This window comes from Leisingera sp. G5_S3_59_S7, from assembly GCF_054968485.1.
Genome location: NZ_JBQKUH010000020.1, coordinates 1 through 15,140, shown reverse-complemented (window position 1 = coordinate 15,140; position 15,140 = coordinate 1). Strand labels below are relative to the sequence as shown.

The 15,140-nt window shown below is 68.2% G+C and carries 14 protein-coding genes; 11 read left to right on the top strand and 3 right to left on the bottom strand.

The window, feature by feature from the left end; all coding sequences use genetic code 11:
* The first annotated feature begins 18 nt into the window (after nt 1-18).
* The 5 genes from ACTRWG_RS10885 to ACTRWG_RS10865 all read left to right on the top strand — a co-directional run bounded on the left by ACTRWG_RS10885 (nt 19) and on the right by ACTRWG_RS10865 (nt 5,184).
* Nucleotides 19-2,454: a Lon protease family protein gene (locus tag ACTRWG_RS10885; protein ID WP_462829308.1), complete on the top strand. Its 2,436-nt coding sequence runs from the start codon at nt 19-21 to the stop codon at nt 2,452-2,454.
* Nucleotides 2,444-3,184 (top strand): hypothetical protein, encoded by a 741-nt coding sequence (locus ACTRWG_RS10880; RefSeq protein WP_462829307.1) that lies wholly within the window; start codon nt 2,444-2,446, stop codon nt 3,182-3,184. The genes ACTRWG_RS10885 and ACTRWG_RS10880 overlap by 11 nt, the downstream gene beginning before the upstream one ends.
* A gap of 107 nt (nt 3,185-3,291) precedes the next feature.
* A complete protein-coding gene (locus ACTRWG_RS10875; protein ID WP_259973172.1) occupies nt 3,292-3,801 on the top strand; it encodes a hydrolase in 510 nt (169 codons plus the stop codon).
* A gap of 24 nt (nt 3,802-3,825) precedes the next feature.
* Nucleotides 3,826-4,197, top strand: a complete 372-nt coding sequence (locus ACTRWG_RS10870) for a hypothetical protein (protein ID WP_027233739.1) — start codon at nt 3,826-3,828, stop codon at nt 4,195-4,197.
* Nucleotides 4,198-4,236: 39 nt separating this feature from the next.
* Nucleotides 4,237-5,184 (top strand): 1-phosphofructokinase family hexose kinase, encoded by a 948-nt coding sequence (locus tag ACTRWG_RS10865; RefSeq protein WP_462829306.1) that lies wholly within the window; start codon nt 4,237-4,239, stop codon nt 5,182-5,184.
* Here the strand turns inward: ACTRWG_RS10865 and ppsA are convergent.
* Nucleotides 5,181-7,562 carry a phosphoenolpyruvate synthase gene (gene ppsA, locus ACTRWG_RS10860; protein WP_462829305.1) on the bottom strand — a complete coding sequence of 794 codons (2,382 nt, stop codon included), beginning with the start codon at nt 7,560-7,562 and terminating at the stop codon, nt 5,181-5,183. The two genes, ACTRWG_RS10865 and ppsA, sit on opposite strands and share 4 nt — an antisense overlap.
* A 139-nt stretch (nt 7,563-7,701) precedes the next feature.
* Here ppsA and ACTRWG_RS10855 point away from each other — a divergent pair, with 139 nt between their 5' ends.
* From ACTRWG_RS10855 to ACTRWG_RS10845, 3 genes are read left to right on the top strand one after another with little or no spacing between them, the layout of a single operon-like run.
* A complete protein-coding gene (locus ACTRWG_RS10855; protein WP_036796735.1) occupies nt 7,702-8,067 on the top strand; it encodes a GerW family sporulation protein in 366 nt (121 codons plus the stop codon).
* 2 nt (nt 8,068-8,069) lie between these two features.
* Entirely contained in the window at nt 8,070-8,609 is a 540-nt protein-coding gene (locus ACTRWG_RS10850) for a DUF2953 domain-containing protein (protein ID WP_036796736.1), read from the top strand.
* The gene (locus tag ACTRWG_RS10845) at nt 8,606-8,875 is read left to right on the top strand and encodes a hypothetical protein (protein WP_027233743.1); all 270 of its coding nucleotides are present in this window, start codon (nt 8,606-8,608) and stop codon (nt 8,873-8,875) included. Before ACTRWG_RS10850 ends, ACTRWG_RS10845 begins: the two co-directional genes overlap by 4 nt.
* A 42-nt stretch (nt 8,876-8,917) precedes the next feature.
* Here the strand turns inward: ACTRWG_RS10845 and ACTRWG_RS10840 are convergent, their stop codons facing one another.
* Nucleotides 8,918-9,307, bottom strand: a complete 390-nt coding sequence (locus tag ACTRWG_RS10840) for a c-type cytochrome (RefSeq protein ID WP_036796738.1) — start codon at nt 9,305-9,307, stop codon at nt 8,918-8,920.
* A 143-nt stretch (nt 9,308-9,450) separates the two neighbouring features.
* On the bottom strand, nt 9,451-11,067 hold the full coding sequence (locus ACTRWG_RS10835; RefSeq protein ID WP_036796740.1) for a Na/Pi cotransporter family protein: 1,617 nt from the start codon (nt 11,065-11,067) through the stop codon (nt 9,451-9,453).
* Between the two features lie 115 nt (nt 11,068-11,182).
* Between ACTRWG_RS10835 and acsA the strand changes: the two genes are divergently transcribed.
* The 3 genes from acsA to ACTRWG_RS10820 form a co-directional block, all read left to right on the top strand.
* Nucleotides 11,183-12,916, top strand: a complete 1,734-nt coding sequence (acsA, locus tag ACTRWG_RS10830; RefSeq protein ID WP_462829304.1) for an acetate--CoA ligase — start codon at nt 11,183-11,185, stop codon at nt 12,914-12,916.
* Nucleotides 12,913-14,910 (top strand): pyruvate dehydrogenase (acetyl-transferring) E1 component subunit alpha, encoded by a 1,998-nt coding sequence (gene pdhA, locus ACTRWG_RS10825; RefSeq protein ID WP_462829303.1) that lies wholly within the window; start codon nt 12,913-12,915, stop codon nt 14,908-14,910. Before acsA ends, pdhA begins: the two co-directional genes overlap by 4 nt.
* 1 nt (nt 14,911) lies before the next feature.
* Nucleotides 14,912-15,140: biotin/lipoyl-containing protein (locus ACTRWG_RS10820; protein WP_462829302.1), on the top strand; the 229-nt coding region annotated here is incomplete at its 3' end.

Below are 15,140 nucleotides of genomic sequence, written 5' to 3'. Positions count from 1 at the left end.
CGGAAAAAGGAGAGCGCAATGGCTGGAAATCTTGGACCGGACCCTTTGACGGCGGCGGAGCTGCGGCCTGCGCTGCCCTCTGCAAAGCTGCGGTTCACGCTGACGGATGAGCTGGACGGGGCGCAGGAGTGGCTGGGGCAGGACCGGGCGGTGGATGCGATCCGGATGAGCGCCACTGTCCCGCATGAGGATTTCCATGTCTTTGTTCTGGGCCAGCCCGGCAGCGGCCGCCATGTGATTGCCCAGTCGATCCTGGCCGGGATCGCGAAGGACAGGCCGGTCGCTTGCGACTGGGTTTATGTGAACAACTTCGAACAGCCGCATAAGCCGGTGGCAATCCAGCTGCCGCCCGGTTCGGCCAGCCGTCTGCGCAAGATGATGGAAACGCTGGTTGATGACCTGGCCAACCAGATCCCGGCGCTGTTTGAGTCCGAGGATTACCAGACCCGGCGCCGGACCATCGAAGAGGATTTCTCGGCTGAGCATGAAGGCGAGATGGCGGAAATCTTTGACGATGCCCGCGCCAGGAATGTCGCCATCCTGCGCACGCCGGTAGGGTTCAGCTTTGCCGGGCAGCGCGACGGGAATGTGCTGACGCAGGAGGACTTCGAGGCGCTGACGGATGAGGAGCGGGAGGAGCTGGAGGCCGCAATCGACAGCGTGCAGCAGCGGATCTCTGACGTGCTGAAATCGGTGCCCCGGCGGGAAAAGGAGCACCGGCGGCAGGTGGAGCAGCTGAACTATCAGCTGGCTGCGCGCGGGGTGGATGAGGCGATCCGCGAGGTGCTGGACGCCTTTGCCGGCGAGGCGGAGGTGCAGGCGTATCTGAAGGCGGTGCGCAGCGATCTGGTGGAAAACGCCGAGCTGTTCCTGATGGGCGACAGCGACGATGCCGCCGGCCCGTTTCCGGTGGCGACCAGCAAGCGGTTCGAGGAGCCGCAGTTCCAGCGCTACCGGGTCAATGTGATGGTCTCCAACGGCAGCAGCGGCCAGGGCGCGCCGGTGGTCAAGGAAGAGCTGCCGACGATGGCCAATCTGATCGGGCGTATTGAGTATGCCTCGGAAATGGGGGCGCTGATCACCAATTTCACCATGATCAAGCCGGGTGCGCTGCACCGGGCCAATGGCGGCTATCTGGTGCTGGACGTGCGTCAGGTGCTGAGCGAGCCGCTGGCCTGGGACGCGCTGAAGCGGTGTTTGCGGACCGGGGAGATCGCGATCTATTCGCCGGGCGAGCGGCTGAGTCTGGTGTCGACCGTCTCGCTGGAGCCGGACCCGGTGCCCTTGCGCATGCGGGTGGTGCTGATCGGGGAGCGGATGCATTACTACCTGCTGTCCGCTTTGGACCCGGATTTCCTGCAGCTGTTCAAGCTGGAGGCGGATTTCGACGATCATCTGCGGCTGGAAGAGAGCGGCGCGGTTGAGGGCTATGCGCAGCTGATTGCGCGGCTGGCCCGGCGGGCCGGGACCCGGCCGCTTGATCAGCCTGCAGTTGAAAGCGTGATGCGCGAAAGCATGCGCCTGAGCGGGGATACTGAGCGGCTGACGCTGAATTTCAGCCGTTTGTCGGACCTGCTGCGGGAGGCGGAGTTCTGGGCCGGCAGCGGCGGCAGCGCCCATATCGGGCCGCAGCATATCGAAAAGGCGGTGGCGGAGAAGGAGCGCCGGGCCGGGCGGGTGCGGGAGCTGGGGCTGGAGACGATCCGGCAGGGCACGGTGATGATCGACACGGACGGCGCGCGGATCGGCCAGATCAACGCGCTGTCGGTGTTGCAGATCGGCGATTACAGTTTCGGCAAGCCGTCGCGGCTGACGGCGCGGACCCGGCCGGGCACCGGCAAGCTGGTGGATATCGAACGCGAGACTGAGCTGGGCGGGCCGATCCATTCCAAGGGGATGCTGATCCTGCAGGGCTATCTGGCGGCCACCTATGCCACCCGCGCGCCGCTGTCGCTGTGGGCCAGCCTGGTGTTCGAGCAGAGCTATGGCGGGGTGGAGGGCGACAGCGCCTCGGCGGCGGAGCTGATTGCGCTGCTGTCGTCGCTGGCGGAGGTGCCGCTGGACCAGTCCTTTGCGATCACCGGGTCGGTGAACCAGTTCGGCGACATTCAGGCGATTGGCGGGGTGAACCAGAAGATTGAAGGGTTCTTTGACGTCTGTGATGCCCGCGGTTTGACCGGCCGCCAGGGGGTTCTGATCCCGGCCGCCAATGTGCGCAACCTGACCCTGCGCCAGCGCGTCGTCGATGCGGTGGAGGCGGGCCGGTTCCGGGTCATTCCGATGACCAGCGTGACCGACGGGCTGATGGTGCTGACCGGGCTGGAGGCGGGCGTGCGGGGGGCGGACGGGACCTATCCTGAGGGCAGCCTGAACCGGCGGGTGGAGGACCGGCTGCAAGGCTTTGCCGACATCCGCAAGTCCTTTGCAAAGGAGGCTGGCGGCGATGCGGAATGATGCGGAAAACGCGGGGCAGGGGGGCCGCGCCAGGGTGATCCTGGGCGCCAGCTGCTATCCGGATGCGGAGGCGGCGCTGGCGCTGGCGCTGGATCTGGCCCGCCAGCTGGGGGCGGAGCTGCACGGGGTGTTTGTGCGCGAGACGGCGGTTCTGGCCGCGGGCTATGCGCATTCGCGGGTGGTGACCTATTCCGGGCAGCGGGAGACCGGGCTGACCGCGGGCGCGCTGGCCCGGGCGTTCCAGGCCGATGCCCGGCGGTTTGAGGGGCTGCTGGCGCGGCGGGCCAAGGCAGCGGCGCTGGTCAGCTCGTTCCGGGAGGCCGAGGGCCATCTGCAGGAGGAGCTGCGCCGCTCTGCGGCGGCGGGCGACATCCTGATTTCCGGGTTCAAGCCGATCCTGACCGCGGCGGGCTGCATCGCCGTGATCCTGGCGGAAGGGCAGGCGGTGCCGGGCTTTGCGCTGCGGCTGGCGCGCAGCGTTCGCAAGCCGCTGGTGGCGCTGGTGGCCTGCGCGCCGCAGGCGCAGCCCGGTTCCGCGGCCGCGTCTGCCGGGCCGCCGGGCGATGTGGCGGAAACCCGGCTGTGCGCAGAGCCGGCGGTGCTGCTGCGGCAGCTGGAGCATATGAGCCCGGCAGCGGTGATTGTGGCGGCGCCGCTGGCAGGGCTGCCGCCGCCGGCCCGCATCCAGGAGGCGGCGCGCTGCCCGCTGGTCCTGCGCAGCGGCGGCTGAGGCAGCTGCGATGGCCGAGCGGGCAGGGGGGGATTGATGCAAATCATTTCGGCGTGCCGCAGCGGGCCTAGACTGGCGGCGGCACGGGACACCGTGAGGGGAGAGCCATGGAGACCAATTGCCTGCCAAAGATGGACATGAGCGACAACACCACCGGCTGCTGCCCCAGATTCAAGCCGCAAGGGTGGGACGGCCGCCATCTGCATTTCGAGAACAAGCCGTTTGTGCGGGCCAAGACGCGCAGCCTGCTGCATATCCCGCTGAACATGGGAACCGTCTTTGCGCGGGTGCAGAAGCATATCGGCGACGCCGGCGCGCAGGACCCCGAGGGCTATCTGGTGCTCAGCCGGGATCTGTCCCAGTCGGAAGCGGAGCATTTCTTTGCGGTGACCGGCCGGGTGCCCGGCGAAGAAATGCGGGAGATCACCGGCGATTTCCTGACCCGGGTGTTCGAAGGCCCTTACCGCCGGGCCAGGGACTGGGTGCATGACATGGAGGTTGCCGCCGAGGCGGACGGCAAGACCGCGGGGCGCATCTTTATGTTCTATACGACCTGCCCCAGATGCGCCCGGGCCTATGGAAAGAATTATGTCATCGGCGTTGCCGAAGTCATTTAACGCGTCACGCAACGGGAGGTGGCCATGCAAGACCCGGAACTGGAAATCCTGATTGAACGGCTGGAAAACCAGTCGGATCTGACCCTGGCGGATTTTGACGGCGTGCTGCATGCGCTGGCGTTTCTGCTGCCGGATGCGGTGCCGCGTGATGAACACGCCGCGCAGCGGATCGGCACCGCGGATGGGGCCATGCATGTGGCCGACGATGCTTTTCCGGATTGGGACGTGCATATCCGCGGCCGCGCCTATGGCAAGCACGGGCGCTGGCACTGCACCTTGCGGGAAAACGATGCCCGCGACAGCGATGCGGCCATTGGCCTGGGCCAGTCGCCGGTTCTGGGCCAGGCCATCCTGGCGGCGGTGCTGCGGCTGGCGATGATCCTGAAAAAGGACTGAGCAGATGCGGCCCGGCCCGGCAGCGGGGAAGGAAGGCTGATGTCCCGGATTCTGACAATCACACTCAACCCGGCGGTCGATCTGGCAACCTCGATAGAGCGGGTGGTGGCGGGTCCCAAGCTGTATTGCAAAGCGCCGCGGGTGGACCCCGGCGGCGGCGGGGTGAATGCGGCGCGGGCGATCCGCAAGCTGGGCGGCGAGGTCACGGCGCTGGTGGCGGTTGGCGGCGCCATGGGCGAGCAACTGCTGCAGCTTCTGGTGGCGGAAGACGTGCTGGCGGTGGCGGTGCATGTGCCCGGCGAAACCCGCCAAAGCTTTGCCGTGACGGATGAGACCACCGGCGAACAGTTCCGTTTCAGCGTTCCGGGCGAGACGATGACGGCGGATGACGGCGCCCGGCTGCTGAGCGCGATTGCGCAGGCGGCGCCGCGCGATGGCTATGTGGTGCTGAGCGGCGGTGTGACGCCGGGGCTGGCCGATGATTTCCCGCATCAGGTGCTGGCGGCGATTGCGCCGCGCACAGACCGTCTGGTGGTGGATACCTCCAAGGCGGCGCTGGCGCATCTGCTGGCATCGCCCGGCAGGCCCGTGCACCTGCTGCGGCTGGACCAGCGGGAAGCGGAGCAGGCGGCGGGGCAAGCGCTGCCCGCGGTCGCGGACAGCCTGGCGTTTGCCCAGGCGCTGATTGCGCGCGGGGTGGCGGAAATCGTCGTGGGCGGGCGCGGTGCCGAGGGGTCGGTTCTGGCCACGCGGGAGCAGCGGTTTTTCTGCCGCGCGCCTTTGGTCGGGGTGCAAAGCAAGATCGGGGCAGGGGATGCCTTGACCGGTGCGCTGACGCTGGCGCTGTCGCGCGGCGCGGCGCTGGATCAGGCGCTGCGCTGGGGGGTGGCCGCGGCCAGCGCCACGGTTGCAACCGAAGGCACCGCGCTGTTTGAGCGCGGCGCGGTGGAGGCGCTGCTGCCGCACTGCGAGGTTCAGGCGGTTTAGCCTGCGTCTTCGGCCTTGGCGGCGTTGCGCAGGACCTGCACAAAGCTGTCGGGCGTGACTGAGATGCTGTCGATGCCGAACTCCACCAGGCGGCGGGCATAGTCCGGGTTGTTGCTGGGCGCCTGGCCGCAGAAGCCGACCTTGGATCCAGCCTTGTGCGCCTCGCGGATCACCGTTTCGATCATCCACAGCACTGCCGGGTCGTCCTCGCGGAACAGGTTTGCCAGCGCGCCGGAGTCGCGGTCGATGCCGAGTGTCAGCTGAGTCAGGTCGTTGGAGCCGATGGAAAAGCCGTCGAACCGTTCGGCAAATTCCGCCGCGCGCAGGACGTTGGAGGGGATTTCGCACATCACATAGACCTCCAGCCCGTCCTGGCCGCGTTTCAGGCCGTGCTCTGCCATCACTTCCAGCACCTTGTCGGCCTCTTGGGGGGTGCGGCAGAAGGGGATCATCACCACCACGTTTTTGAAGCCCATCTGCCCGCGCAGCCGGGCAATCGCCTGGCATTCCAGCGCGAAGCCGTCGCGGTATTCGTCCGAGTAATAGCGGGAGGCGCCGCGGAAGCCGATCATCGGGTTTTCCTCGGCAGGTTCAAAGGCTTGCCCGCCCAGGAGGTCGGCGTATTCGTTGGTTTTGAAATCACTCATCCGGATGATCACCGGCTTGGGGTGGCAGAAGGCGGCGATCCGCGACAGGCCGCGGGCGAGGCGGTCAACGAAGTATTCGGTCCTGGGGCCGTAGCCTGCGGTCAGCGCCTCGATCGCGGCGCGGGTTCCGGGGTCGGTCACCTGATCGAAGCGGGCCAGCGCCATGGGGTGGACGCGCACCGCGTTGCTGATCACGAATTCCATCCGGGCGAGGCCGACGCCGTCCACGGGCAGCCGCCACCAGCGCAGCGCGGCGCCGGGGTTGGCGAGGTTGAGCATGATTCGGGTTTTGGGGCGGGGCAGGCCGGCCAGCGACTCTTCGGTCACGGCGATCTGCGACAGGCCCTCGGTCACCACGCCCTGTTCGCCGCCGGCGCAGGAGACGGTGACGTCCTGCTGGTCGTGCAGAACCTCGGTGGCGTTGCCGCAGCCGACGATGGCGGGCAGGCCCAGCTCGCGGCTGATGATGGCGGCGTGGGAGGTGCGGCCGCCGTGGTCGGTGACGATGGCGGCGGCGCGTTTCATCACCGGCACCCAGTCCGGGTCGGTGGTGCCGGTCACCAGCACCGAGCCGTCCACGAAGCGGTCTATGTTATCGGCGCTTTCGATGATCGACACCCGGCCTGCGACTGCGCCGCTGCCGACGCTGAGCCCGGTCAGCAGCACCCGTCCCGGATCCGTTACCGCATAGGAGCGCAGGGTGCCGGCCGCGGCGCGCGACTGCACGGTTTCGGGGCGGGCCTGCACGATGTAGATGCGGCCGCCGGCGCCGTCGCGGGCCCATTCCATGTCCATCGGGCAGCCATAGTGATCCTCGATCACCTTGGCCTGGCGGGCCAGCAGCAGGATATCGTCGTCGCTGAGCACGAATTGCGCCCGCTCAGCCTTGGAGGCGGGCACGTTGCGGGGGCTGCCGTCGCGGTCCTGGATCATCTTGACGGCCTTGGCGCCCAGCCGCTTTTCCAGGATCGGGGTCAGGCCTGGAGTGTCCAGAAAGGGTTTGAAGACCTGGTATTCGTCCGGGTCCACCGCGCCCTGCACCACGTTTTCGCCCAAGCCCCAGGCGGCGTTGATCAGGACCGCACCGGGAAAGCCGGATTCGGTGTCGATTGAGAACATCACCCCGGCGCCGCCGGTGTCGGCGCGCACCATCTGCTGCACCCCGACCGACAGCGCCACCTTCATATGATCGAAGCCGTGGATGCGGCGGTAAGTGATCGCCCGGTCGGTGAACAGCGAGGCATAGCATTTGCGGCAGGCCTCCAGCAGGGCCTGCTCGCCGCGCACGTTCAGGAAGGTCTCCTGCTGGCCCGCGAAACTGGCCTCCGGCAGGTCCTCGGCGGTGGCGCTGGAGCGGACGGCGACGGGCACGTCCGGCTGCCCTGCCGCGACGCTGAGGCTGCGGTACTGGGCAAGGACCGCCTGTGCGGTGCGGGCAGGCCAGTCCCCGCCTAGGATCAGGGCGCGGATCGCCTTGCCTGCCTTGGGCAGCGTGGTCCGTCCTGCTGCCAGCGCGCCAAGCTCCTGGCGGATCCAGGCTTCAAGCTTGTTGGCGGTCAGGTAATCGCGATAGGCATCGGCGGTGGTGGCAAACCCCGGCGGCACGCGGATGCCCTTGGCGCCAAGCGCCTGGATCATCTCTCCCAGAGAGGCGTTCTTGCCGCCGACGAGGCCGGTGTCGGTGCGTTTCACCTTGTCAAAGCTGATCACGGGCGGGGCGGAATGGGGCATCTGCGGTCTCCGGTCCTGGGCGGGCCTGTCCATAATGCCATGAATCCCGGCAGGCCGATTGATGCCGCTCAATCCACGCAGGCTGAGCGGCTGATAGGGTCGCCCCCGTTCAGTGTTGCGAGTGTGAAAGGTGAGCGGGATGGAAAATGTCGAACGGCTGCTGAAGGGTACGGTGGAGGAACTGGACCGCCTGCTGAATGCCAAGAACGTTCTGGGCGACCCGATCGAAAAAGGGGAGGCGACGGTCATTCCGATTGTCAGCTACGGGTTCGGCTTTGGCGCCGGCGGCGGCGCGGATACCAAGACGGGCGAAGGCGCGGGCACCGGCGCGGGCGGCGGCATCAAGCCGCTGGGGGCCATCATCATCGACCAGCGCGGCGCGCGGGTTGAATCGGTGCAAGGCGCGATGACAACGCTGGCGGCGGTGCTGGGCGATGCCGCCGGAAAGGCCATTGACACGGCGGCGCAGACGGCCGGGGCGAAAGGCGGGAAGGGGCAGGGCTGACCGTGGCGGGGCTGGGCACAGCTTTGGCCGTGCTGCTGGCGGCGCTGCTGGGCCTGATCGTTCTGGTGCTGGTCCTGCCGCTGAGGATCGAGCTGGTGCTGCGCAAGGAGGCGGGGCTGGTGTTTTCCGCTGCGCTGCGCCCGCTGGGCGGGATCGGCCCGCGGATCCGGCTGTCCGGCAGGCGGAAACCGCCCGCCGCACCCAAGAAGCCAAGCCGCAAGCGGCGGTATGAGCCGCGCAGGATTGTTCCTGCGGCGGGGCGGCTGGCAGCGGCGGTGCTGCGCCGCATCCGCATCCGCGCCCTGATCCTGGACGCGAAATTCGGGTCGGGCGACCCGGCGGAGACCGGGCAGCTGTATGGCACGCTGGCGCCGCTGGTGTACGGAACCGCGCCTGCCCGGAGGCTGCAGGTCAGCCTGGAGCCGGTGTTTGGCCGGGCCGTGCTGTCCGGCCGGGCCGAGCTGGACGTGTCCGTGGTTCCGGCGGCGCTGATCGGGCCGGCGGTCCGGTTCGGCTGGGACGCCTTCGGGCCGGTCCGGTGAGCTGGGTGGTCGACCCGCCGGTGAGGGCCGGGGCGCGGGCCTTTGCGGCGGTGTGCCGGATCGCACGGTCCGGCCATGGCAGTGCGGCGGTGGCCGCCTGCAGCGGCGGGAAGCGGCCTGTGCTGATCCTGATTTTCCACCGCGGCGCGGTGACGGGCGCGGGGATGGATGGCGAAAGCTATACCGCTGCTGAGATCAAGCAGCGGTTTCCGCAGGCCATCGCCAGAACGCAGGCCCGGCTGGAGCGGACAATGCAGGGCCAATAAGGCCGGGCGCCGCATCATCCGCGGGGTTGCGGACAGGTCCGGCTAGTCCGCCTGCACCGACTGCAGATAGGCAATGAGATTTGCCAGCGGCAGACCGGTCATCATCGGCTGGCCGCTGGGCAAGGCCAGCGCGACCTGCTGATCGGAGTCCAGAACCGGGCCGAACAGCGGCATTTCACCGCCGTGGGCGAGCACCGGCGCGCGGCCATCCACCTGCCGGGCGACGGCTTCCAGCGGAAAGGTGCCGCCGTTGCGGGCGGCCAGCCGCGTCAGGTCCGGTGTTTCGATGGCCAGCATCTCTGCCATCGGGCCGGTGCCTGTGGCGTCCCGGCCATGGCACTGCCAGCAATAGGTCCGGTAGAGATCCCGCCCGTCCTGCGGGTCCGGCTCCTGCGCGCTGGCGGCGCCAGCGGCTGCACATATCAAAATCATCGCGCGAAAGAACACCAGAATCCTCCTCCTCTGCCGTGGTCCTTGTTGCGGCGAGTATAGGAGCCGCCGCCGGGGCGCGGCTTTAACCTGCCTCAAGTTCCTGCTTTGAGGCCGTGCTGCCCCGCCTGCCAAAGGGGCGGGTCTCAGTCCGGACCGGGATCCAGCTCTGCTTTCTCAGTCTTGCGGCGGGGGCCGGGACTGCTGTTTTCCAGCAGGTTCAAGTGCAGGCGTATGCGCCACAGGTGGTAGGACACCCTGTGCAGCCAGCGGACCGCATCAAGCCGGGTCCAGGCGGTTTCGTCCGGCAAGGTGCCCTCCGCCGCCTCGGAGATCAGCCGGTCGCGTTGCGAGCTGCGCTGCGCCCGCGTGATGCGGCGGACGCGGTCGAGCGTTTTTTCGCAGTCCTCAGGGCTGGTGACGTTCTCGAAACCGGCGGTTGCCAGGGCCAGCAGGCCGGTGAGGCGCCGCAGCCGCCCGTCGTTCGGCAATTCGCTGATCCTGTCGGTTTGCGTGCAGCGGTACAGCAGCCGGTCCAGATGATCGAGGATGTGGTACATGCCCTTGATTTCGGCAAACTCCGCACTGGCATTGCCGGACAGTTCGATCTTGTCGAGGTAGGTGCTGGTTTCCGTGACGGCCGCGGAGATGTGGCCCCACTCGTAGCCGCTGCTGCCCGGGACGGGGGCGCCGGTGAGTGTTCTGAGGTGGTGGACGGCGGCGGCCGTGATCCGGTTCACGGCCACTTTGGCGGCGGCGGTTGCGGCTGCCGGATCGCGCAGGATCAGATGGCCCAGCGATTGCGTCAGCGCCGCCCCGCGGTCCGGGACCAGAAACTCGATCAGCCGGGCAAACGGGCGCGCGAAGGGCAGGATCAGGATCACGCCCAAGAGGTTGAAGATGCTGTGAAAGGCGACCAGCGCGGTCAGCGGCTGTGCGGACCCGTGCCAGTACGATACCGCGGCAGCAAACGGCCCCAGCAGAAAGAACGCCATGACGCCCGTCATCAGGTTGTAGATCACATGCGCAACGCCGGTGCGCCGGGCCATGGTGCCGCCGCCGAGCGTCGCCAGAACCGCCGTGAAGGTGGTGCCGACGTCCATGCCGATGACCAGCGCCGCGGCCTGCGGGAAATTCACCGCTCCGGCGCTGAGGGCGGCCAGGGCGGTGGCGACGCCGGCGCTGGAGGATTGGGTGACCAGGGTGATCAGCACGCCGAGAGCCACCAGTTTCAGACGGCCCGCCCAGCTGTCGGAGGGGAAATCGGCGGGGGTGACGATGCCCTGGAAGGCCTCAAGCCCGGATTTCATCTGTTCGATGCCGATGAAGATCAGGCTGAAGCCCGCCAGCGCCTGGCCCAGATAGGAGACCTTGCGTTTGCCGGAAAGGGCCAGCAGCGCGCCCAGCAGGATCACCGGCAGCATGGCCTGGCCGAGGTCGAGCTTGAAGCCCAGGATGGCGACCAGCCAGCCGGTCATGGTGGTGCCGATGTTGGCGCCGAAGATGATCCCCAGCGCCTGCGGAAAGGTCAGCAGCCCGGAGGCGACAAAGCCGACGGCGGCGACGGTTGTGGCGCTGGAGGACTGGATCGCCGCGGTGGTCACCGCGCCGGTTGCCGCGCCGGTTGCGGGGGTGGAGGTGAACCGGCCCAGAATGCTGCGCAGGCGGGCCCCGGCAAGTGTCTTGAGACCGCCGGTCAGCAGCAGCATGCCGATCAGAAAGAGGCCGATGCCGCCAAGCGCCGGCAACACATTCCAGTACATCTGAAACAGAGTGCCAGAATCGCTGCGGCTCAGCAAATCCGGCGCCTGCCGCCTGATTGATGCGGGTTATAGCGGCGCGCCCGCTGCCGGGGGAACATGGGGCCGGGAGGATGCCATGCAGGATGACCGCAAGACAGGGCAGGAGGGCCTGGGCGCCGGGGGGATGTTGGCTGCGGGCGGCGAGGGCAGCCGTTGGGCCGGAACCGAGAAACTGGTCAGCGGCCTGGATGGCGGGCTGAACATCGCGCATGAGGCCGCGGACCGCCACGCCGCCGCGGGCTATGGCGCGCAGACGGCGATCCGCTGGCTGGGCAAGGACGGCAGCCGCCGCGAGCTGACCTATGCGGAGCTGGCGGCGCTGTCCTCAAAGTTTGCAAACCTGCTGCGCGGCCACGGGCTGCAGCGGGGCGACGGTGTCTCCTCTCTGATCGGGCGGGTGCCGGAGCTTTATGCCTGCGCCCTTGGCACGCTGAAGGCGGGGATGGTCTATACGCCGCTGTTTGCGGCCTTCGGGCCGGAACCGGTCCGGACAAGGCTGGACATCGGGGGGGCGCGGGTGCTGGTCACCACCGCGGCGCTGTACCGGCGCAAGATCGCGCCGCTGCGGGATCAGCTGCCCGCCCTGAAGCTGGTGCTGGTCACCGGTGAGGAGGCGCCCGAGGGCTGTGTGGCGCTGGGACCGGCGCTGGAGCGGGCAGGGGACAAGTTCGAAACGGTGCGCACCGCGGCCGAGGATCCGGCGCTGGTGCATTTCACCTCTGGCACCACCGGCAAGCCCAAGGGCGTGGTGCATGTGCATGGGGCGGTGGTCTATCACGCCTATTCGGGGCGCATCGCGCTGGGGCTGGAGCCGGGCGCGGTCTATTGGTGCACCGCCGATCCCGGCTGGGTCACCGGCACCTCCTATGGCATCATCGCGCCGCTGGTGAACCGGGTGACGATGATCGTGGACGAGGCCGAGTTCGACCTGGAGCGCTGGTACGGCATCATCGGGCGCGAGCAGGTCGAGATCTGGTATTCCGCCCCCACCGCCATCCGCCTGATGATGCGGGCAGGCGCCGCAGCGGCGGCGGCGTTCGATTTCTCCTCGCTGACGTTCCTCGCCAGCGTCGGCGAGCCCTTGAACCCCGAGGCGGTGGAGTGGAGCCGCAAGGTGTTTCCGCACCCCTTCCACGACAACTGGTGGCAGACCGAAACCGGCGGCATCATGATTGCCAACCTGCCGGGCATGGAGGTGAAGCCCGGCTCGATGGGCAAGCCGCTGCCGGGCATCGTGGCGGCCATTCTGAGAGAGGACGATGGCGGGCTGGCCGAATGCGGGGCAGGGGAGACCGGCGAGCTGGCACTGCGCCCGGACTGGCCCTCGGTGATGCGGGGCTACCTGCATGAGGAGGAGCGGTTCAAGAAATGCTTTGCCGATGGCTGGTACCTGTCGGGCGATTTGGCCACCCGGGATGCGGACGGCTATTACTGGTTCGTCGGGCGCAAGGATGATTTGATCAAGACCTCCGGCCATTTGGTCGGCCCATTTGAGGTGGAAAGCGCGCTGATTGAGCATCCGGGTGTGGCCGAGGCGGCGGTGATCGGCGTGCCGGATGCCGCCGCGGGCGAGATCGTGAAGGCCTATGTCACGCTGAACCCCGGCTATGAGCCGTCCGAGGAGCTGGAGCGCGAGGTGCGCGGCCATGCGCGCAAACGGCTGGGGGCGGCGGTGGCCCCGCGCAGCGTGCTGTTCCGCAACACCCTGCCCAAGACCCGCTCCGGCAAGATCATGCGCAGGCTGCTGAAGGCGCGCGAGCTGGGGCTGCCGGAGGGCGACATTTCGACATTGGAGAGCGATGAGACATGAGCACCCAGGGAAAAACCCGCCTTGACCGCGGCCATGTGCGCGACCTGCTGACGGCGATGATGCGGGTCCGCATGTTCGAGGACGCCTGCGCCGAGCTGTACACGCAGGAGAAGATCCGCGGGTTTCTGCATCTTTACGACGGCGAGGAGGCGGTTGCCGCGGGCGTGATCCCGCTGCTGGCGGAGGGCGACCGGGTTGTCGCCACCTACCGCGAGCATGGGCACGCGCTGGTGCGCGGGGTTTCGATGGATGCGGTGATGGCGGAGATGTTCGGCAAGGCCGAGGGCTGCTCCGGCGGGCGCGGCGGGTCGATGCATCTGTATGATGCGGGGACCAATTTCTATGGCGGCAACGCGATTGTCGGCGGCGGGCTGCCCTTGGCGGCGGGGCTGGCGCTGGCCGACCATATGCGCGGCGATCCGCATGTCACCGCCTGTTTCTTTGGCGAGGGGGCGGTGGCCGAAGGCGAGTTTCACGAGGCGATGAACCTGGCCGCCCTGTGGGGGCTGCCGGTGCTGTTTGTCTGTGAAAACAACGGCTATGCCATGGGCACGGCGCTGGGGCGCAGCGAGTCCGAGACCGATATCAGCGCCAAGGCCGCCGCCTATGGGGTGGCGGCCGAGGTGGTGGACGGGATGGATGTGGTGGCGGTTGAGACCGCGGCGCGGCGGGCCTTGGCAGCGATCCGCGAGACCGGCAAGCCGGTGTTCCTGGAGTGCCGCACCTACCGGTTCCGGGCGCATTCGATGTTCGACGCCCAGCTCTACCGGGACAAGGCCGAGGTCGAGGACTGGCGCAAGCGCGGCCCGATTGTCCGCTTCCGCACCTGGCTGCTGGAGGCCGGGCTGATCCACGAGGAGGAGATCGCCGCGATCGAGGCGGAGATCGAAGGGGAGATCGCAGCGGCGGTGCAGTTTGCCGAAGACGCATCGTGGGAGCCGGTGGAAGACCTGACGCGGCATGTCCTGGGACCGCAGCCCGGTCCGGTTGCGCCGGCGGCGCCCGGCGGGGAAACCGAAATGGTCAGCTACCGGGAGGCGGTCCGCGCGGCGCTGCGCGATGCGATGACGCGCGACGAACGGGTGTTCCTGATGGGCGAGGATGTGGGCGCCTATGGCGGCTGCTATGCGGTGTCGATGGGGCTGATGGAGGAATTCGGCGAGGCCCGCATCCGCGACACACCGCTGTCGGAATCTGGTTTCACCGGCGCCGGGATCGGCGCGGCGATGGCGGGGATGCGCCCGGTGGTGGAGCTGATGACGGTGAACTTCTCGCTGCTGGCCCTGGATCAGATCCTGAACACCGCCGCCACCGTCCGCCACATGTCCGGCGGCCAGTTCGGGGTGCCGCTGGTGATCCGAATGGCCACGGGCGCGGGCAAGCAGCTGGCGGCGCAGCACTCGCACAGTCTGGAGGGGTGGTATGCCCATATCCCGGGGCTGAAGGTGCTGGCCCCGGCCACCGTCGAGGATGCGCGGGGGATGCTGTGGACGGCGCTGTGCGATCCCGACCCGGTGCTGATCTTTGAAAACGTGATGCTTTATAACCGCGAGGCGGCGCTGAGCAGCACCGCGGGGCCGGTGGATATCTCCAAGGCCGCAGTCCGCCGCGAAGGCAGCGATGTCAGCCTGATCACCTATGGCGGGTCGCTGTTCAAGACGCTGGAGGCGGCGGAGGCGCTGCAGAGCGAGGGCATCTCGGCGGAGGTGATCGACCTGCGCAGCCTGCGGCCGCTGGATGATGCCACGATCCTGGCCTCGGTCGCCAAGACCCGCCGCGCCGTGATCGTGGACGAAGGCTGGCGCTCCGGCTCGCTGGCGGCGGAGATTTCGGCGCGGATCATGGAGCAGGGGTTCTGGACGCTGGACGCGCCGGCCGGGCGGGTCTGTTCGGCAGAGGTGCCGATCCCCTATCCCAAGCATCTGGAAGATGCGGCGATCCCGCAGGTGCCGGCCATCGTGGCGGCGGTGCGGGCGATGATGGGAGCGGCGTAGGATGGGTCTGTTCACAATGCCCTCGCTTGGCTCTGACATGGAGAGCGGCACGCTGGCGGAATGGCTGGTGGCGCCGGGTGATACCGTGGCGCGCGGCGATGCGGTGGCGGTGGTCGAAACCCAGAAGGGGGCGATCGAAATCGAGTGTTTCGAAGCCGGCACAGTGCAGGAGCTGAAGGCGCAGCCGGGCCAGGTGCTGCCGGTGGGGGCGCCGATGGCGGTCATTCTGG

Coding starts and splice junctions, on each gene's coding strand:
- ACTRWG_RS10885 (WP_462829308.1), top strand. CDS start 19: ATGGCTGGAAATCTTGGACCGGACCCTTTGACGGCGGCGGAGCTGCGG.
- ACTRWG_RS10880 (WP_462829307.1), top strand. CDS start 2,444: ATGCGGAATGATGCGGAAAACGCGGGGCAGGGGGGCCGCGCCAGGGTG.
- ACTRWG_RS10875 (WP_259973172.1), top strand. CDS start 3,292: ATGGAGACCAATTGCCTGCCAAAGATGGACATGAGCGACAACACCACC.
- ACTRWG_RS10870 (WP_027233739.1), top strand. CDS start 3,826: ATGCAAGACCCGGAACTGGAAATCCTGATTGAACGGCTGGAAAACCAG.
- ACTRWG_RS10865 (WP_462829306.1), top strand. CDS start 4,237: ATGTCCCGGATTCTGACAATCACACTCAACCCGGCGGTCGATCTGGCA.
- ppsA (WP_462829305.1), bottom strand. CDS start 7,562: ATGCCCCATTCCGCCCCGCCCGTGATCAGCTTTGACAAGGTGAAACGC.
- ACTRWG_RS10855 (WP_036796735.1), top strand. CDS start 7,702: ATGGAAAATGTCGAACGGCTGCTGAAGGGTACGGTGGAGGAACTGGAC.
- ACTRWG_RS10840 (WP_036796738.1), bottom strand. CDS start 9,307: ATGATTTTGATATGTGCAGCCGCTGGCGCCGCCAGCGCGCAGGAGCCG.
- ACTRWG_RS10835 (WP_036796740.1), bottom strand. CDS start 11,067: ATGTACTGGAATGTGTTGCCGGCGCTTGGCGGCATCGGCCTCTTTCTG.
- acsA (WP_462829304.1), top strand. CDS start 11,183: ATGCAGGATGACCGCAAGACAGGGCAGGAGGGCCTGGGCGCCGGGGGG.
- pdhA (WP_462829303.1), top strand. CDS start 12,913: ATGAGCACCCAGGGAAAAACCCGCCTTGACCGCGGCCATGTGCGCGAC.